This is a genomic window from Cellulomonas sp. NPDC055163 (genome assembly GCF_053607065.1).
The window spans coordinates 300,294-319,200 of sequence record NZ_JBSGSU010000001.1 but is presented as its reverse complement, the minus strand read 5'-3'; the positions used below and the strand labels follow the sequence as shown (position 1 = coordinate 319,200).

Genomic DNA, 18,907 nt, shown 5'->3' with positions numbered 1-18,907 from the left:
CCCGGGCTCCACTACCCGGCTCGGGTGCACGCACCTAGACTCGGCCGCATCTGCTCGACGGCGCGGTCGGGAGGTCACCGCATGCACGGCAACGGGCCGGCGTGGCCGGCGGGCTCGGACCCGTCGGTGCTCACGGCGAGCCTGCGCACCGCGCACGAGACGTTCGTGACGACCGGGACCCTGCCTCGCGGCATCCGCACCGTCGTCGCCGACTCGTGGGTGCGCAGCGCCCGCAGCGGCGTCGACCCCGAGTCCCCCGCGCCCACCGTCGACCTGACCGACGCCGAGCTCGTCGCCCACCGCCGCAACCACCCGCTCGGCGCCGCGCTGCCGATCGTGCGCCGCCTGCTCGTCGAGGGCGGCGTGGGTGAGGGGATCGTCGCGGCGCTCACCGACGAGAACGGCCGGCTCCTGTGGGTCGACGGCGACCCCGCGGTGCGCCGCCAGCTCGACGGCGTCGGCTTCGTCGAGGGCGCGTCGTGGGGCGAGGAGCAGACCGGCACCAACGCGCCGGGCACGGCGCTCGCGACCCGCAGCCCCGTCCAGGTCTTCGCGGCCGAGCACTTCACGCGATCCGTGCACCCGTGGAGCTGCACGGCCGCGCCGGTCCGTGACCCCAGCACCGGACGCGTGCTCGGCGTGCTCGACGTGACCGGCCGCGAGCACCTCGCCTCGCCGCTCGTGCTGCGCCTCGTGACGGCGACCGTGATGGCCGTCGAGCTCGAGCTCGCCGCCGCCCGGGCCGCCGAGGGCGCGCCGCCGCGCCGGTTCCGCGAGCGCGGTGCGACGAGCGTGCGCCCGCCCGAGCTCGCGCGCCTCGACGTGCTCGGCACCGCGGGCGGCGTGCTCCGGCTCGGCGTCGAGGCGGCCGCGCTCGGCGCCGGCGCGGAGGGCGGTGCCGTGCGGCTCGACGGCGCCGGTGCCTGGGCGGCGGCGGGGCGCGGCAACCACCGCGCGGCCGACGGCGGGCACCAGCTGAGCCTGCGGCACGCCGAGATGCTCCTGCTGCTCGCGACGCACCCGCGCGGGCTCTCGGTCGACGAGCTCGCGGTCCTGCTGCACCCCGGCGACCTGAGCGACGTGACCGTGCGGGCCGAGGTCTCGCGCCTGCGCCGCGTCGTCGGGCCGCTGCTCGGGCCGTCGCGGCCGTACCGGCTGGCTGCCCCCGTGACGACCGACGTGCACGACGTCCGGCGTGCGCTCGCCCGCGGCGACCTGCTGGGTGCTCTCGCGCAGTACGTGGGGCCGGTGCTGCCGCGGTCCGTGGCGCCGGGCGTCGAGCAGCTGCGCGACGAGCTGTGCGCGGAGCTGCGCTCGGCGGTCCTCGCGAGCAGCGACGCGGTCGCCGTCGAGCGCTGGGTCGCGACCGACGAGGGCACCGAGGACTGGCACGCGTGGCAGCACCTCATGTCGCTGTGCACCACCGGGTCGCCGCCGTGGGTGCGTGCGCGGGGGCGGCTCGAGCGGCTCGGCCGGTCCTTCGGGCACGGGGTGCGGCGCCCCGCGCGCTGACCGGTCCGGCGGGCTCGTCGGGGACAGTGCACGGCGGCTCCGTGCTGACCTGCCCACGGCGCTGCGACTGGCCCACCCACAGCTCGGCGACTGACCCACCCACAGCCCGGCGACTGACCCACCCACAGCGTGGACGGCTGCAACGCCTCTGCAACGTCGGGCTCCCTACGGTGAGCGCACTCCCGGAAGGGATCGCACCGCGGGAGGGGCGTGGTGCGGACCAGCCCGGGAGGCCAGACCTGGCACGGGGGACCGAGCAGGGGGTCGTGCGCCGGGGTGGAGCCATGGGGGGCTCCACCCCGGCGGACGACGGCTCCGGTCCCGGGCCGTTCGCCGTTTGGCCCCGCTTCCCACTCGCGCTCAGCGCGCACTGCCCCGGTCCGTCGGCCGGCGTCGCGCCCAGCCCTCCGGCACCGCACCCGGCCCCGGTCCGTCGGCCGGCGTCGCGTCCCGGCCCTCCCTACCCGCGCCCGGCCCGGTCCGTCGGCCGGCGTCGCGCCCCGGCCCTGCGCCCGGCGACCCCTCAGGCCCCGCGCCCGGCGACCCCTCCGACCCCGCGCCCGGCGCCAAGATCCGGACAACGTCCGCGTACGCCGCGCCGACCCCGTGAGAGCGCGAGCGCCCGCGCGCGCAGAGTCGTTACGGTGCGACGCATGACGACTCCCCTCGAGCCCGACACGAAGGACTGGACCTGGGTCCTCGACCGCGCGTGCCCGGAGTGCGGCTTCCTCGCCTCCGACGTCGACCCCGCCGGGATCCCCGCAGCGCTGCGCGCGTCGGTCCCGCGCTGGAGCGAGGCGCTCGCGCGCCCCGACGCCCGCGAGCGCCCCGACGCGTCGACGTGGTCGGTCCTCGAGTACGGCGCGCACACGCGCGACGTGCACCGCATCTTCGGTGAGCGGCTGCGGCTGATCCTCGAGGAGGACGACCCGCAGTTCCCGAACTGGGACCAGGACGCCACCGCGGTCGAGGACCGTTACGACCTGCAGGACCCGGCGGTCGTCGCCGTCGAGCTCGCGCAGGCCGCGGAGGAGGCGGCGGTGCGGTTCGGGGGCGTGCCGGACGACGCGTGGGAGCGGCCCGGCCGGCGCTCGAACGGCTCGGTGTTCACCACCCGGACGCTCGGTGCGTACTACCTGCACGACGTCCTGCACCACCTGCACGACGTGCGCGCCTGACCGGCGGTCCACGCACGCGGCGTCGCCCCGGACCGGTGCGGCGCCGCGTGTCCGTTTCTCCCCACAGGTTGTATCCACACCGGTGTGCACAGGGCAGAAGTTGTGCCTCACCCTGTGGACCTCCCTGTGGACGCAGCTTGTGGACAGACGGTCCGGTGCAAGCGAACGGGTACCCCCGGGCGACCCGTGCGGTGAGATCTGCGTGAGAACGGCGGCGCGTCCGCCCGGACCCGCCGGACCTCTCACGCGCGGGAAACATGACGGCAGCATCGGGGCGCTACCGTCCGCGGCCATGAGCACGCTGCCGCTCGCTGTGGACGGCCACCACGTCCTCGCCGTCCCCGACACGACCGACCTGCTGACCCTCGCGGCGGCCTGGTTCGCGCAGGCGGACTGGCTCACCGCCCCGGTCACGGCGGCGCAGGCGCGGTCCCGCGCGAGGCCCATGTCGGGCGCCCGCTTCCGCGGCATGGTCGCCGACCCCGAGCCGCAGCCCGGCGAGCTCCGGCTCACCTGGGAGGTGTCCGCGCGGGGACCGTACCCGCTCGCGGCGGAGGCCGCGCACACCCTCGGGCTGCCCGCGCGCGGGTACGACCTGTACGCGGTCGTGCCGAACGACGACCTCTCCCGGCCGGTCGCGGACCCTGGCGTGCTGGCGTGGATGAGCGCGGCCGCGCGGCGCTCGGCCGGCGCGATCCTGCCCGCGGACCGCTCGCACCCCGTCGTCCCGGACCCGCGGTCGAGCGTGGACCTGACCCTGTGGTCGGCCGTCGCGCTCGCACCGGAGGCCGTCGTCCCGCTCGTGCGACCCCTCCTCAGCGGCTCGCGGGTCGCGGTGCGCGCCGGGCTCCCCGCGCAGCCGGGCGACTCGCCCGGGGACGACGGCCCGGGCTCGCCGGCGGCGCCGGCCCCGTACGAGCTCGTGGCGACGTACCCCTACGACGGCGAGGTGCGGCTGCGGTTCGCGCGGTCCAGCGAGGTTCCCGTCGTGCTCACCGCGCTCGACTGGCGTGAGTACGGGCCGTTCGCCTACCGCGTCGCGTGGCTGCCGCCCGAGGAGGCCGAGTACCGCGGCGACTCGGTGACGCCGCTGCACGCGATCGCCCGCGGACGGATCGCGCCCTACGTGGCGCGCGCGGTGGCGGCGCTCGCGCGGGCGGCGGGCGGCGCGGTGGTCGACAGCGACGGGTACCTCGTCGACGACGCGGAGCTCACGGCTCGGGCGGCGAGCACGTCCCGCTGAGTCGCGCGTGTCGTCCACAGATGTTGTCCACAGGGCTGTGGTCGGCCCGCGAACGCGCTCCTCAGCCTGTGGACAACACTGTGGACCGCAAGCCACCCGATATGCCCCTTGAGCGTGCGGTGCCCGATCCGATACAGCCCGCACCGCCCGCCCGCTCGCCCGACGCCGCCCGTCCGGCACCGCCCGCTCGCCCGACGCCGCCCGCCCGGCACCGCCCGCCCGACGCCGCCCGCCCGCTCGCCCGACGCCGCTCGTCCGGCACCGCCCGCCCGACGCCGCCCGCCCAGCGCCGTCCGCCCGGCAGCGCCCACGGGTCAGGGCAGCGGGGGAGAGCCCGCCGGGACCAGGTCGACGGAGACCGTGAGCCGCGACCCGGACCCCTCGGTGAAGATGACCCCGCGCAGCGGCGGGACGTCGGCGTAGTCACGTCCCCAGCCGAGCACGACGTAGCGGTCGTCGATGAACTTGTCGTTGGTGGGGTCGACCTCGACCCACCCGGCCCCTGGCACCCAGGCCGACACCCACGCGTGCGAGGCGTCCGCGCCGCGGAGCTTCTCCCGGCCGGGTGCGGGCATCGTCTCGAGGTAGCCGCTCGCGTACCGCGCGGGCAGCCCGTGCAGCCGCAGCGCGGCGACCATGAGGTGCGCGAAGTCCTGGCACACGCCCGTGCGCTGCGCGAGGAGCTGGGCCTGCGTCGTGCCGACCGTCGTCGAGCCGGAGCGGTAGGTCAGCTCCGTGCGGATGCGGTGCGCCAGGTCGGCGAGGAGCTCGGCGACCCCGCGCCCCGGGGTGAACGACGGCGCCGCCCACGCCCGCACCTCGTCGGTCAGCGCGACGTGCCGGGACGGCAGCAGCGCCTCACGCAGCGCGACGAGCCCGATGCCGTCGGTCGCCGCGGCGGTGGGGTCGGTGGGCTCGTCCGGCTCGGCGAGCTCGTCCGGGAGCTCGGCCACGTCGTCGTGCACCACGCCGTCCCAGACCTCGTCGGGCCGTGCGGCGCTGTCGAGCCCGCGCCCGGTCCGGACGGCCTCGGCGACGTCCTCCCATGCGACGACGGGCAGCCCGGCGACGGTCGCGGCCTCGCGCGCGACGGTCACGGTCGACCGTGAGGTGACGACGAGCCGGCGGTGCTCGTCGGTGACCGCGAAGTACGTCGACCGGTTCCCGAAGTAGTCGACGTGCGCCTCGGTGTCCGCCGGTGCGGGCTGGATGTCGAGCGTGGAGGTGTGGCACCGCTGGTCGGGCAGGTCCCGCGGCGTGAGGACCGTGCGGCCGTACGAGGTCGTCACCGGGTGGTCGTAGGCGTACGTCGTGCGGTGCACCAGGTCGTAGGTGCGCCCGGTCGCGGGCGTGGCCGGGGCGGTCATGCGCTCTCCCGGCCGTCGCCGGACGGCCGCGCCGTACCGGTCCCCGGCACCGCGTCGGGCGCCGCACCCCCGGACCGGTGCCAGGCGTCGGGCGTCGAGGCGCCGGCTTGGCCGTCCGCACCGGACTGGCGGTCCTCATCGCCCTCACCGCCTCCGGCGTGCGCGTTCTCCGCGCCCCAGGCGTCGTCGAGCGACCGGCTCGGCGCGGGGTGCACGAGGTGCACGCGGGCGATCTCGTCGCCGACCGCGCGCAGGCGCCAGCGCATCGAGTCGAGCACCTCCGCGAGGCGGTCGCGGTGCCCCTCCTCGGAGACGGCTGCGGCGACCGTCGCGGTGTCGAGCTCGGTGAGCAGGTCCGCGAGGTCCTGGAGCAGGCGGTCGCGCGTCTCGGGCGAGCGGACGTGACCCGCCGGGCCGACGGGCACCGGGACGCCCGCGAGGTCCTCGCGGAGCCGGTCGAGCTGGTAGCCGAGCGAGCGGGGGTTGGTGCGGTCGAGCAGCAGCAGGTCGAGCACGGTCGCGACCGTCGCGCCGGCCTGGTTGCGGCGGCGGTACGTGATGACCGACTCGTGCTGGATGAGCAGCGACTCGAGCACGAGCGAGTCGACGTCCTCGGAGCGCTGCGTGGTGAGCGTCGCTGCGAGCGTGTCGACGAGGAACTGCGCACGCTCGAGCCGCCGGCCGCCGTCGAGGAACCGCCAGCCGAGGTCGCGCACCATGCTCTCGGCGCCGATCCCGGCGACCGCGAGCAGCGCCTCGAGCATGCGGTCGAGGACGGCGCGCATCCCGACCGTCTCGGCCGGCCCGGTGCGCTGCCCGGACACCCGCCCGGTGGAGCGCGCGTCGTCGAGCCGGTCGCGGGCCGCGACGAGCCGGCGCTCGTCCGCGAGGGCCCGGTCGAGGCTCGCGAGCGGGAGCCACGTGTCGTTCGAGAGCTGGTCCCGGACCGCGGCGGACGCCTCCGCGAGCCGGCGCACCGCGCTCGCGACCGACCCGGGCCGGCCGCGGTCGAGCAGCAGCGCACGCAGGTCCGTCCCCGTCGGGTCCGTGCCCCACGACGCGGGCTCGTCCGCACCGACGGACGCGAGCAGTGCCGCGAGCGCGCGGCCGCCCGCCGAGCGCGGGGAGCGGTGGTAGTCGTCCCAGCGGTCGACGACCGCGCGCAGCACCCGCACCTTGTCGCCCGCGCGCTCCGCGTAGCGACCCATCCAGAACATGTTCTCCGCGGTTCGCGGGGAGATGCCGGTGAGGACGCGCTGCGCGGGCTGCTCGGCGTGCAGCCAGGGGTCCCGCACCGCGTCGGGCTCGGAGGACAGGACCCACACGTCCTTGGCGTACGCGCGCGGGCCGGCGCCCGTGCCGGGATCGGCCGCGCCCTCGCCGGCCTCGTCGAGGAACACGCGCGCGAGCCCGCCGCTCATGACCTGGTACGAGCCGCGCCGCGCGACCGCGAACGTGCGCAGCACCGCGGCCGTCGGGCCTCCGCCCGCAAGGTCCGGCCCGGGCACGGGGACGCCCGCGACGGGCTCCTGGCCGACCCACGAGAGCGGGTCGGCGGCGATCCGCGCCCCGAGCTCCTCGCGCTCGCGCGCGCTGAGCGTCCAGCCGTGCACGGTGCCCGAGCGCATCCCGCGGTACGTCGGGGCGAGCACGAGCTCGTCGAGGTGCGCGAGGACGTGCCGGAGCGCGGCCGGGTCCCCGCACCAGAACGTCTCGGGCGCCCGCAGCGCGAGGTCCGTGCCGAGCACCGTGCGCGCGAGCCGTGGCAGGTAGGCGTGCAGCGCCGGGTTCTCGAGCACCGAGCTGCCGAGCGGGTTCACGACGCTCACCGTCCCCGCCCGGAGCGCGCGCACGAGCCCGGGGACGCCGAGCCGCGAGTCGGAGCGCAGCTCGAGCGGGTCGCAGAAGTCGGCGTCGACGCGGCGCAGGACGACGTCGACCGGCTCGAGCTCGTCGAGCCCGCGCATCCAGACCCGCCCCTCCCGCACGACGAGGTCGCTGCCCTCGACGAGGGGGAGCCCCAGCATCGAGGACAGGTAGGCCTGGTCGAACGCGGTCTCGCTCTGCGGCCCCGCGGTGAGCAGCACGATCCGCGGCGACTCGGCGCCGGGCGGCGCGACCTGCGCGAGCGCGAGCCGCAGCGCGTGGAAGAACGGGCCGATGCGCTGGATCGACGCCTGCCGGTAGACCCCCGCGAGCACCTGCGCGACGACGCGCCGGTCCTCCATCGCGTAGCCGGCGCCCGACGGCGCCTGCGTCCGGTCGGCGACGACGGTCCACGCGCCCGACGCGTCGCGCGTGACGTCGGTCGCGGTCAGCACGAGCTCGTGCGGCCCGGGCAGGCGCAGCCCGTGCACCGCGCGGAGGTACCCGGGGTGCGCGAGCACGAGCTCGGGGGGCAGGAGCGTGTCGCCCAGCAGCCGCCGCGGGCCGTACACGTCCTGCAGCAGGGCGTCGAGGAGCTCGGTGCGCTGCACGAGCGCGCGGTCCAGGGCCGACCACTCCTGCTCGTCGACGATCACGGGGACCGGGTCGAGCCGCCAGCTCTGCGGCTCGGCGTCGGACGCGTCGGGCTCGCCGGCGGGTGCGGGCGCCGGGCCGCCCTCCGCGCGCACGGGCGGCGTGCCGCCGTAGGTGACGCCGTGGTCGGCGAGCAGGCGGTCCGTCGCGTCGCGGTACCGGGCGAGGTCGGACTCGGTGGGCGCGTCCGCGGTGTCGGGCAGCCACGACCAGTCGGGCCGGCGGGCCGTCGCGGACCGGTCGGGCGACCCGAGCGACCCGGGGGAATCAGGCGACCCGGGCGACCCGGGGGAGTCGGGTGCGGGCGCGCGCACGGACGACAGCAGGTCGGTCATGCTCTGCTGCCTCCCGGTGCGTGGGCGCGCCTCGACGGTCGAGGGGCCACCCCATCATGTCCTGGGCGCGTGCCGCACGGCGCGTCCGGGCCCGGCGACGGCTCGCGGCGGTCGTCGTGCGAGCTGGGGGCGGCCGTCGCATCCTGGGACGACGCGGCGGACCGGCGTCGCGCGGTCCCGAGGAGGTCCGGTGCCCAATACCCTCAAGAACGCCGCCGTGGCCGCGTCGAGCAGCTGGACCGACCCGGACGGCGTCCGGCTCCCGGCAGGCGAGGTCCACGCCTGGGAGCGCGGGACCAACCAGACCGTGTGCGGGCTGCCGCTGCACCGCTCCGCGCTCGGGCGGTTCTCCCACGTGACCTGGGCGGACGTGCAGCCCGCGACCGGGCGCGACGCGGACGAGGTCGCGCGCGTGTGCCCGCGGTGCGCGGCCGGCATGGGGGCGCGCCGGGACGAGCGCCCGTGGACGCGCGTGAACCCGCGGCCGTGAGCGCCGCCGCGGGACCCGAGCGGCCTGGGATCGAGCACGGGGTCCTGCGCGACGCGGACGCCGACACGCTGACCCGCGCGGTCAGCGTCCGATGCCGACCGCGTACCCCACGAGCATCACGACGACGAGCGCCGCGAACCCGAGGATCACGCCGTACACGAGCTTCTGGCTGCGGCCCGACGGCAGCCCCGGCTCCTGGTGGGAGACGCCGGACGTGCTCGCCTCGCCGGGCGGGGTGTCGCCGGGCATCACGCCGCCGCCGGGTTCGAGGCCGGGCGTGTTCTCGGGGTCCGGGTCGTCGGCATGGCAGTCATCCGTCCACGCTAACCGCGGGACGGGGGGCTGCAACCGGGGCCGGGCACGAGGGCCTCGGCGACCGCCGGGCGGGGCACCGGCGACTGCGGGGCGGGGCACCGGCGACCGCGGGGCGGGGCACCGCTGACCGGCCCGGTGGTGGCGCGCCTCACGTCGACGCGCCACCCGGTCCCGCTCCGGCCTCCAGGGGCTCAGTCCTCCAGGAGCTCAGTCCTCCAGGAACATCGCCGCGAGCCGCGGGTAGCGGGTGCGCATCTCGGCGTCGTCGTCGAAGTCCCAGAACGGCTCGGCGGCGGGCTCGTCACCGTCCGCCTCCTCCTCGGCGTCCTCGGCGGGCTCGTCGTCCTCGGGGAACTCCTCGCCCGTGAGCTCCTCGTACGCGTCCCAGGCGGCGGCGAGCATGTCCTCGCACTCGGCCTCGGTGTCCTCGTCGACGACGTCCGCGAGCGAGTCCGGGTCCTGCGCCGCACGCTCGAACACCTCGCGGCCCTGCGCGACGAGCCAGCCGAGGAAGTAGTCGAACCCGTCGTCCGAGCTGCCGCCGTTGACCAGGTACGCCGCGCCCCACAGCCGCGGGCCGTGCACGGTCGCGACGAGGTCGTCGTACGCGGCGTCCGCCTCGCGCGCGACCTCGACGCCGCGCTCCACGAGCACGGCGCGCAGGGAGTCCGCGACGTCGTCGGCGTCGGGCGCCGTGTCCGCACCCTTCCGCGCGCGGGTGCGTGCCTCGTCGACGAGCTGCCAGTACGCCTCGGTGTCCATGCGCGCATCGTGGCAGCCCGCGCCGACACGCGCGAGGACACCCGGCCGGTTGCCCCGCCCCGGGCCGGGTGCGAGCGTGGACGCACCCACGACACCCTGGAGGACGCGTGATCGCACGCACGGTGGACGCCGTCGTCATCGGGGCCGGCCCCAACGGGCTCGTCGCCGCGAACGCCCTGGTCGACGCGGGGTGGGACGTGCTCGTGCTCGAGGCGCAGGACTCCGTGGGTGGCGCGGTGCGGACCGCCGAGGTCACTGCCCCAGGGTTCCGGAACGACCTGTTCAGCGCCTTCTACCCGCTCGCGGCCGGCTCCCCGCTGATCCGCGGCCTGCACCTCGAGGACCACGGGCTGCGCTGGGTCAAGGCCCCGGACGTGCTGGCGCACGCGCTCGACGACGGCCGCGCCGCGGTGCTGCGGCACGGCGCGCAGGACACGGCCGCCGGGCTCGAGGAGTTCGCGCCGGGGGACGGCGACGCGTGGCTGCGGATGGTCGAGTCGTGGCGCACGATCCGGGACCCGCTGCTCGACGCGCTGTTCACGCCGTTCCCGCCCGTGGTCTCGGTCGCGCGGCTGCTGCGCCGGGTCGGCGTCGCCGGGGGGATCGACCTCGCCCGGCTCGCGGTGCTGCCCGTGCGGCGGCTCGGGTCCGAGCACTTCCGCGGTGAGGGCGGGCGGCTGCTGCTCACGGGCAACGCGATGCACTCCGACGTGCCGCCGGACGCCGCGGGCAGCGGGGTGTTCGGGTACCTGCTCGCGATGCTCGGCCAGGACGTCGGCTTCCCGGTGCCCGAGGGTGGCGCCGGGGCGCTCGCGGACGCGCTCGCGGCGCGGGTCGTCGCAGGTGGCGGCCACATCGAGACGGGCGAGCGGGTCACGAGCATCGACGTCTCGGGCGGCCGGGCCGTCGGGGTCCGCACGCAGGACGGCTCGGTGGTCCGGGCCCGGCACGCCGTCGTCGCGGACGTCACCGCGCCGGCGCTCTACCGGGACCTCGTCGGGCTGCGGCACCTGCCCCCGCGGATGCGCCGGGACCTCGACCGCTTCCAGTGGGACCACCCGACGTTCAAGGTCAACTGGGCGGTCGGCCGCCCGATCCCGTGGACCGCGCCGGGGGCGCGCGGCGCCGGCACGGTGCACCTCGGGGTCGACTCCGACGGGTTCGTCGACATGGCCGCGGACCTGACGACCGGGCGCATCCCCGAGCGGCCGTTCCTGCTCTTCGGGCAGATGACCACGTCCGACCCCACGCGCTCCCCGGCGGGCACGGAGTCGGCGTGGGCGTACACGCACGTGCCGCACGGCGTGCGGTGGACGCCCGACGAGGTCGCGGCGGAGGTCGAGCGCGTCGAGGCCGCCGTCGAGCGCGTCGCCCCCGGGTTCCGCGACGCGGTGCTCGCGCGGCACGTGCAGTCCCCGGCCGACCTCGAGGCCGCGAACGAGAACCTCGTCGGGGGCGCGGTCAACGGCGGGACGTCGGCGGTGCACCAGCAGCTCTTCTTCCGCCCGACGCCGGGCCTCGGGCGCCCCGAGACCCCCGTCGACGGGCTGTTCCTCGCGAGCGCCTCGGCGCACCCGGGCGGCGGCGTGCACGGCGCGCCGGGCTGGAACGCGGCGCGTGCGGCGCTCGGGTCGGCGAGCCGGACCAGCAAGGTGCGGCGGCTGCTGACGCGGACGGTGTGGGCGCGCGTGCTGCACGAGCGCTGACGGGGCGCTCCGGGTGCCGGGCCGCTCAGCGCCCGGCGAGCACCCGCCGGACGCCCACGGCCCCCGCGGCGACCGCGACGAGCCCGGCGCCGCGCAGCCAGTGCCGACCCCACTTCCCGGTGACACTCTCGCCCTCGGGCAGGGGCGCGAAGACGTTCCCGGCGCCGGGCTCACGGGCCGTCCCCGACAGGCCCAGCCGCGACATCCCGGGGCCGACGAGCACGTCGTAGACGGCCGGCAGGAACCGGAACCCGGCGGTCCACGTCGCGTTGGCGAGCCCGACCGAGCGCTCGCGCACGGGCTTGTCGAGCGTCTTCACGATCGCCCGCGCGAGGGTCTCGGGCCGGTCCACGGGCGGCGGCGGGCGCCCCTCGCGGCGCACGTAGCTCGCGGCCTGCGCGTAGATGGGCGTGTCGACGCCGCCGGGGCTGACGAGCGAGACGTCGACGCCCGGGGTCTCGCGCGCCTCGACCTGGATCGTGCGCGCGAGGCCGTGCACCGCCCACTTGCTCGTCACGTACGGGCTCATCCACGGCGTCGCGATCTTGCCGAGCAGCGAGCCGACGAGCACGAGGTGCCCGCCGCCGTGCCGCTGGAACAGCCGCAGCGCGACGCGCGCGACGTTGGCGGTGCCGAGCAGGTTCACGGCGACGACCTGGTCGAACACCTCGGCGGGGATGTCCTCGAAGCGCCCGTACCCGACGACGGCGGGTGCGTGCACGACGGCGTCGACCCGCCCGTACCTCTCGACCGCCCGCTCGAAGAGCCGGTCGACGGACTCGCGCACGCTCACGTCGGTCGGGACGACGAGCACGGGGGGCCCGCCCGCAGGGGCCACGTGCGGGTGCTTCGCCGAGCCGGGCACGAGGGCCAGGCACTCGCGCTCGACGTCCGCGAGCGCGTCGGCCGACCGCGACGCGAGCACGAGGGTGTCGCCGCGCCGGGCGAGCGCGTGGGCCGTCGCCCGGCCGATGCCGCTCGACGCGCCGAGCACGACGACGACCCTGCTGCTCGCGGTGCCTCGTGCCATGCGTGCGCCTCCGGGGACGGGGTGCGGGCACGCCCGTGGGCGCGACGGCGGGGGTGGACGTGCGGGTCGTGGCGTGCGGGGACGGGTGCCCGGCTGCGGGCTGCCCGTCCGGTTCGATGCTCGCACCGGGGTCCGTGGGGCGCGACCGGGGCGGTCGGCGTCGGCCCCGGGCCCTGCGAGGATCGAGCCGTGGCGGAGCCGGTGGTCGTGGACGTGTGGACGGTCGCGGCCGGCACGGCGGTGCCCCCCGCGACGGCGGCGGTGCTGGACGGCGCCGAGCGTGCCCGGGCCGGGGCGCTCCCGCCCGCGGTCGCCGAGCGGTTCGTGCTCGGGCGGGTCCTGCTCCGCGCCGTGCTGGCGCAGCGGCTCGGGTGCTCCGCGGCGGCGGTCGGGCTGCAGGTGCGGTGCGCGCGGTGCGGCGGGGCCCACGGTCGCGTCGCTCTCGTCGGACCGCGCGGCGGCGCGCACCCCCCGCACGTCGGCCTCACGCGGTCGGGCCCGCTCGTGGCGGTCGCGCTGACGGTCGCGGGCCCGGTCGGGGTCGACACCGAGTCGGTGTCCGCGGTGTCCGCGGCGCCGGTCGCCGACGTCGTCCTCTCGCCCGCGGAGCTCGCCGCCCGCCGCGCGCTCCCGGCGCACGCGGCGGGGGCGGCGCTGGCCCGCGCGTGGGTCCGCAAGGAGGCGGCGCTCAAGGCGCTCGGCACCGGCCTCGCCGCGGACCCGTCGGGCTGGTCGCTCGGGTCGCCGCCTCCCGGGCTGCGGGGCGTCGACGCGGTCGCACCCGGCGGCGCGCTCCTCGCCGACCTCGACCTCGGGCCCGGGCTGGCCGGGGCCGTCGCGGTGCTCGCGCCTGGGGCGTCGGGCCTCGTCGTCCGCCGTCAGGACGGCAGGTCGGTCCTCGACGCCCTCAGGAGCTGACCCAGGCGGCGCGTGCGCGTCGGGGCGCCCCGGGGAGGTCCGGCCGGGAGGTCCGGCAGCGCGGGTGCGTCGAGCCACGCGGCGAGCATCCCGGCCACCGTGGTGGCGAGCGCGTCGCCCCCGCCGCGGCGGGCGTGCTCCGCGGCGACCGCACGGAAGTCGTCGCTGCTCGCGCTGCCACCGGCGTGCCGGGCGGTCCAGTCGCGGACGAGGTCGAAGAACGCCGTGTCGCCGAGGACGATCCGCAGCGCGTGCAGCGTGACGGCCCCGCGCTTGTAGACGCGGTCGTCGAAGATCGTCGCCGGGCCGGGGTCGGTCAGGACGAGGTCCTGCGGCAGCGCGGCGAGCCGGGCGTGGTGCCGGCGGGCGAGGACGTCCGCGGACGGGCCACCGGACTCCTGCGACCACAGCCACTCGGCGTAGCAGGCGAAGCCCTCGTTGAGCCAGATGTGCTGCCACCCGGCGACCGACACGGAGTTCCCGAACCACTGGTGCGCGAGCTCGTGCGGCACGAGACGCTGACCCTCGTCGCCCGCGTCCGTGCCGAGGCCGCCGAGGTGGTTCGAGCCGAACACCGACATGCCCTGCGCCTCGACGGGGATCTCGAGCGCGTCGTCGGTCACCACGAGCGTGTACGTCGCGAACGGGTAGGGGCCGAAGAGCCGGGTGAACAGCCGCATGATGTCGCCGTGGTGGGCCAGCCGGGTCCGGGCGGCGGCGGCGAGGCGCGGCGGGACGAGCGCCCCCTGCGGCACCGGCTCCGACGCGAGCTCGACGACCGAGTACCGGCCGATCTGCACGGTCGCGAGGTAGGGCGGCGTCGGCCGGGTCTCCTCGAAGACCCAGGTCGTGGCGCCGGACCGGCCGGTGCGGCGCACGAGGGTGCCGTGCGCGTGCGGGCGGTACGGGTTCTCGACGGTCACCGACGTCCGGTAGGTCGCCTTGTCGTCGGGCCGGTCGTTGCACGGGAACCACGACGGCGCCCCCGTCGGCTGGCTCGCGACGAGGACCCCGTCCTCGAGCTCCTCCCAGCCGACCTCGCCCCACGGGCTGCGCACGGGCCGCGGGGTCCCGGCGTAGCGGACCAGGACGTCGAGCTGCGTGCCCGCCGGGACCTCCGCGACGAGCCGCACGACGAGCCGGCCGGCGCGGTGCCGGTGCCGGGCGGGCGCGGTGCCCCCGACGGTGACCTGCTGGACGACGAGCGGGCCCAGGTCGAGCGTGAGCTCGTGCAGCGGCTCGAGCGCCCGGACCCGCAGCCGCGCGACCCCGGCGAGCCGGTTGGTGCGGACGCGGTAGTCGAGCTCGAGGTCGTAGTGCTCGACGTGGAACGCGCGCGAGCCGTGCCCGTAGGCGTACGGGTCGCCGGCGGCCGGGACCGGCTCCCTCACGAGGCCCCGACGGGCGCGCGCCACGGCCCGATCGGGTTGCCGACCCAGCGCGAGCCGGCCGGGACCGTCTCGCCGCGCAGCACGAGCGACGCGGGGCCGACGGTCGCGCCCTCGTCGAGCAGCGCCGCGGGCAGGACCACGCCGTGCGGGCCGAGCGTCGCGCCCTCGCGCAGCGTCACCGTGTCGAGGCTCATGACCCGGTCGTGGAACAGGTGGGTCTGCACGACGCAGCCGGGCCCGACGCTCGCGCCGTCGCCGAGCCGGACGAGGTCGGCCTCGGGCAGCCAGTACGTCTCGCACCAGACGCCGCGGCCGACGCGCGCTCCCATGCTCCTCAGCCACCACACGAGCGCGACACTACCCGTGACCGGGTCGGCGAGCAGGGGCGCGGCGACGACCTCCGTGAAGGTGTCCGCGAGCTCGCCGCGCCACACCGGCGCGCTCCACAGCGGGTGCTCGGCGTCCCGGAACCGCCCGGCGAGCGCCCACTTCGCGGCCACGGTGACGGCCGCCCCGAGCACCCCGACGGCGAGCAGCACCACGCCGCCCGCCGCGGCGGCGAGCAGCCAGCCACCGGTCGCGGCGAGCGCCAGGAGCGCGAGCCCGGCGCCGACCCGGAGCAGCCCGAGGACCAGCAGCGGGACCACGCGGCACAGCTCGACCGCGCCCCGCGCCCGGCGCAGCGCCGGGGTCGACGTGTACGTGCGCTCGCCGTCGTCGACCGAGGGCGCGCGGGCCAGCAGCACCGGCGGGCTGCCGAGGTAGCTGGACCCGGCCCGCGTGCGGCTCGGGGTCGCCGAGAGGACCGCGACGAGCCCGTTCTTCGGGACCGTGCGGCCCGGCGCCGTCATGCCGGAGTTGCCGAGGAACGCGCGCCGGCCCACCTTCGCGGTCGCGACGCGCAGCCACCCGCCGCCGAGCTCGTAGGGGGCGACCATCGTGTCGTCCGCGAGGAACGCGCCGTCCTTGACCTGCATCATCGACGGCAGCCCGACGACCGTGGAGATCTCCGTCTCGCGCCCGACCCGCGCGCCCAGCAGCCGCAGCCACGCCGGGGTGAGCAGCGACGAGTAGAGCGGGAACAGCGCCGTGCGGGCCGCGTCCATGAGCCGGGACACCGCCCACGCCCGCACCCCGGCGCCGGACCGGACCGGGTGGCAGCCCTCACGCAGCCCGCGGGCCAGCAGCCGGACGCCCACGAGCACGAGGAGCGCGTACGTCAGGTACGCGAGCGGGACGGCGACGAGCGTCCACGCGAGCGCCGGGCCGACGGCGGCGGCGAGCGACGGCGTCGGCGCCAGCGCGGCACCCAGGACGGCGAGCGCGGGCAGCGCCGCGAGCGACGGGAGCGCGCTGACGGCCGCTCCCGTGACGGCGAACACCGCGGTCCAGCCGGCGCGCGAGGTGGGCGGCCGGGTCGTCGGCCACGGGTGGCGCGCCTCGTGCTGGCGGACCGCGGGGGAGCCGGACCAGAACTCGTCGGACCCCGTCGTGCCGTGCACTGCCGACCCCGCGGCCACGTCGGTGCCGCCGCGCACGCGGGCGCCGGGGAGCAGGACGCTGCGGGCCCCGACGGTCGCGCCGGGACCGACGCGGATGCGCCCGATGTGCAGCACGTCGCCGTCGACCCAGTGCCCGGACAGGTCCACCTCGGGCTCGATCGCGCAGCCGTGGCCGAGGGTCAGGAACCCGGTGACGGGCGGCACCGAGTGCAGGTCGACGTCGCGGCCGACGTCCGCGCCGAGCGCACGGGCGTAGAGCGAGACCCAGGGCGCGCTCGCGGGCGTCACCGCGCCGAAGCCGTCGACGAGCCGCTCGGCCGCCCACAGCCGCAGGTGGACGTGGCCGCCGCGCGGGTACGAGCCGGGCCGCACGCCCGCGAGCAGGAGCCGGGCGCCCAGCGCGCACCCCCCCAGCCGTCCGAGCGGGCTGACGGTGAGCAGCCAGCCGGCGGCGAGCCACCACCACGGCACCGCGGGCGCCCACGCGACGCCCCACACGGCGTGCAGCACGGCGGCGACCGCCGCGACGACCGTGAGCCAGCGCAGCGCGACCAGCGTGCGCAGCGGCAGCAGCGCGAGGAGCTGGACCACCTGGCTCGCGACGGGCACGGGCGCGACGGTGCGCGTCCGGGCCGGGGTCGCAGCACCGGCGCCGTCCCCACCGTCGCCGTCCGACGGCCACGACACGGCGAGGTGCTCCGCGAGCCCGCCGACGCTCGGGTGGTCGTAGACCTCCGCGACCGTGACCTCCGGGTAGCGCGCGCGCAGCGCGGACACGAGCTGCGCGGCGGTCAACGAGCTGCCGCCGTGGGCGAAGAAGTCGTCGTCCTCGTGCTGCGGGCGGACCCCGACGACCGCGGCCCACTGCTCGCCGACCCACCCGGCGAGGCCGTCGAGCGGTGCGGCGTCGCCGTCCCCGGCGTCCGCGAGCGGCCACGGGAGCGCGTCGCGGTCGACCTTGCCGGACGTGCGCGTCGGGATGTGCTCGACGACCGCGAGCAGCGGCACCATCGAGCCCGGCAGCGTCTCGCGCAGGCGGCGCAGCCCGTCGTGCAGATCGAGGCGCTCGCCGTCCCGCGGGGCGAGGTACCCGACGAGCACCGTGCCGCCCGCCGTCGAGCGCCGGACCGCCGCGGCGGCACCCGCGACGCCGGGGAGCGCCTGGAGCGCGGTGTCGACCTCGGCGAGCTCGATGCGGTGGCCGTTGACCTTGACCTGGTCGTCGGCCCGCCCCACGAACAGCAGCCCGTCGGGGTCCGCGACGACGAGGTCGCCGGTCCGGTACGCGCGGTCCCAGCCCAGGCCCTCGTGCGGGCCGAACCGCGCGGCGTCGAGCTCCGGGTCGAGGTACCGCGCGACGCCGACACCGCCGATGACGAGCTCCCCGGTGCCGCCCTCGGGCACCTCGCGGCCCTCTGTGTCGACGACGGCCAGGTCCCAGCCGTCGAGCGGCAGCCCGATCCGCACGGGCTCCTCGGGCAGCAGCAGCGCGGCGCACGCGACGACCGTCGCCTCCGTCGGCCCGTACGTGTTCCACAGCTCGCGCCCCGGGGCCCACAGCCGCGTCGCGAGCTCGGGCGGCACCGCCTCGCCGCCGAAGATCAGCAGGCGCACCGCCGCGAGCGCGTCGGCCGGCCACAGCCCCGCGAGCGTCGGCACGGTCGACACCACGGTGATGTCCCGGTCGACCAGCCACGGCCCGAGCTCGGACCCGGCCCGCACGAGCGCGCGCGGCGCGGGCACGAGCGTCGCGCCGTGCCGCCACGCGAGCCACATCTCCTCGCACGACGCGTCGAACGCGACCGACAGCCCCGCGAGCACCCGGTCGCCCGGGCCCACCCGCGCGTCCCGCAGGAACAGCCGGGCCTCCGCGTCCACGAACGCCGCCGCGCTCCGGTGGCTCACCGCGACGCCCTTGGGCCGGCCCGTCGACCCGGACGTGAAGATGACCCACGCGCCGTCGTCGAGCCCCGGCGCCTCGGCGTGCCGGGCACCGACGCGCGGCGCGGGGGTGCCGTCGGGCCGCAGCGGCTCGGGGCCGTCGCCGAGCACCGCGACGACGCCCGCGTCCGTGAACACCCGGTGCGCGCGCTCGTCGGGGTCGTCCGCGTCGACCGGGACGTACGCCGCCCCGGCGTGCAGCACCGCGAGCACCGACACGTACAGCCCCACCGTGCCCGACGCCGCGCGCACGCCCACCCGGTCGCCGCGCCGGACACCGACGGCGGCGAGCCGGGCCGCGCGCGCCTCGACGGCCTGCGCGAGCGCGCGGTACGTCAGCACCTCGTCGCCGTCGTCGATCGCGAGGGCGTCCGGGAACCGGGAGACCGTGCTCGCGAACACGTCGACGAGCGTCCGGGGGGTCGGCGCGCGGTCACCGGCCTGGAGCGAGTGCGCAGCCGAGGACAACGGGGTGGTCACGGCGAGACGGCTCCTGCCTGGGCGGTCGACGAGGGCGTGCGGACGTGCGCGGGCCGCGACCGTGACGGCCCACTCCCTCCGACCGTAACCAGCGCCGGTGAACGGGACCCGACGGGACGGCGAACGGGGGGTGCCGCGGCGCCCGCGGCGGGGGTCGTGCGCCGACCCGGGCGGCATCATGTGCGGCGCGCGAGCAACCTTCCGGGCACCCGGTCCG

General features: G+C 77.5%; 13 protein-coding genes. 6 read left to right on the top strand and 7 right to left on the bottom strand.

The genetic code is table 11. The features are described 5' to 3' along the window. The first annotated feature begins 81 nt into the window (after nt 1–81). The 3 genes from ACWFNE_RS01395 (at nt 82) to ACWFNE_RS01385 (ending at nt 3,933) form a co-directional block, all read left to right on the top strand. The gene (locus ACWFNE_RS01395; RefSeq protein ID WP_452120667.1) at nt 82–1,512 is read left to right on the top strand and encodes a GAF domain-containing protein; all 1,431 of its coding nucleotides are present in this window, start codon (nt 82–84) and stop codon (nt 1,510–1,512) included. A gap of 653 nt (nt 1,513–2,165) precedes the next feature. Continuing rightward, nucleotides 2,166–2,690 (top strand): DinB family protein, encoded by a 525-nt coding sequence (locus ACWFNE_RS01390; RefSeq protein WP_452120666.1) that lies wholly within the window; start codon nt 2,166–2,168, stop codon nt 2,688–2,690. 292 nt (nt 2,691–2,982) lie between these two features. Then, the gene (locus ACWFNE_RS01385; protein WP_452120665.1) at nt 2,983–3,933 is read left to right on the top strand and encodes a hypothetical protein; all 951 of its coding nucleotides are present in this window, start codon (nt 2,983–2,985) and stop codon (nt 3,931–3,933) included. A gap of 314 nt (nt 3,934–4,247) precedes the next feature. Here ACWFNE_RS01385 and ACWFNE_RS01380 read toward each other — a convergent pair whose 3' ends face one another. Beyond that, on the bottom strand, nt 4,248–5,300 hold the full coding sequence (locus ACWFNE_RS01380) for a transglutaminase family protein (protein ID WP_452120664.1): 1,053 nt from the start codon (nt 5,298–5,300) through the stop codon (nt 4,248–4,250). Beyond that, complete coding sequence (locus ACWFNE_RS01375; RefSeq protein ID WP_452120663.1) at nt 5,297–8,155, bottom strand: circularly permuted type 2 ATP-grasp protein; 2,859 nt, start codon at nt 8,153–8,155, stop codon at nt 5,297–5,299. The genes ACWFNE_RS01380 and ACWFNE_RS01375 overlap by 4 nt, the downstream gene beginning before the upstream one ends. Nucleotides 8,156–8,345: 190 nt before the next feature. On the opposite strand from ACWFNE_RS01375, the gene ACWFNE_RS01370 reads away from it, so the two are divergent. Then, on the top strand, nt 8,346–8,645 hold the full coding sequence (locus ACWFNE_RS01370) for a hypothetical protein (protein WP_452120662.1): 300 nt from the start codon (nt 8,346–8,348) through the stop codon (nt 8,643–8,645). 81 nt (nt 8,646–8,726) lie between these two features. Here the strand turns inward: ACWFNE_RS01370 and ACWFNE_RS01365 are convergent, their stop codons facing one another. After that, nucleotides 8,727–9,059 carry a DUF6480 family protein gene (locus tag ACWFNE_RS01365; protein ID WP_452120661.1) on the bottom strand — a complete coding sequence of 111 codons (333 nt, stop codon included), beginning with the start codon at nt 9,057–9,059 and terminating at the stop codon, nt 8,727–8,729. A gap of 108 nt (nt 9,060–9,167) precedes the next feature. Further along, the gene (locus ACWFNE_RS01360) at nt 9,168–9,722 is read right to left on the bottom strand and encodes a DUF4240 domain-containing protein (RefSeq protein WP_452120660.1); all 555 of its coding nucleotides are present in this window, start codon (nt 9,720–9,722) and stop codon (nt 9,168–9,170) included. 107 nt (nt 9,723–9,829) lie between these two features. Between ACWFNE_RS01360 and ACWFNE_RS01355 the strand changes: the two genes are divergently transcribed. Next, nucleotides 9,830–11,428, top strand: coding sequence for a phytoene desaturase family protein (locus ACWFNE_RS01355; protein ID WP_452120659.1), 1,599 nt, complete (start codon nt 9,830–9,832; stop codon nt 11,426–11,428). A 25-nt stretch (nt 11,429–11,453) separates the two neighbouring features. Here ACWFNE_RS01355 and ACWFNE_RS01350 read toward each other — a convergent pair whose 3' ends face one another. Continuing rightward, entirely contained in the window at nt 11,454–12,458 is a 1,005-nt protein-coding gene (locus tag ACWFNE_RS01350) for an SDR family NAD(P)-dependent oxidoreductase (RefSeq protein WP_452120658.1), read from the bottom strand. 189 nt (nt 12,459–12,647) lie between these two features. On the opposite strand from ACWFNE_RS01350, the gene ACWFNE_RS01345 reads away from it, so the two are divergent. Further along, on the top strand, nt 12,648–13,376 hold the full coding sequence (locus tag ACWFNE_RS01345) for a 4'-phosphopantetheinyl transferase family protein (protein ID WP_452120657.1): 729 nt from the start codon (nt 12,648–12,650) through the stop codon (nt 13,374–13,376). Here ACWFNE_RS01345 and ACWFNE_RS01340 read toward each other — a convergent pair. Further along, nucleotides 13,337–14,767, bottom strand: a complete 1,431-nt coding sequence (locus ACWFNE_RS01340; protein WP_452120656.1) for a M1 family metallopeptidase — start codon at nt 14,765–14,767, stop codon at nt 13,337–13,339. The two genes, ACWFNE_RS01345 and ACWFNE_RS01340, sit on opposite strands and share 40 nt — an antisense overlap. Continuing rightward, on the bottom strand, nt 14,764–18,690 hold the full coding sequence (locus ACWFNE_RS01335) for a Pls/PosA family non-ribosomal peptide synthetase (RefSeq protein ID WP_452120655.1): 3,927 nt from the start codon (nt 18,688–18,690) through the stop codon (nt 14,764–14,766). The genes ACWFNE_RS01340 and ACWFNE_RS01335 overlap by 4 nt, the downstream gene beginning before the upstream one ends. Nucleotides 18,691–18,907: the final 217 nt, after the last annotated feature.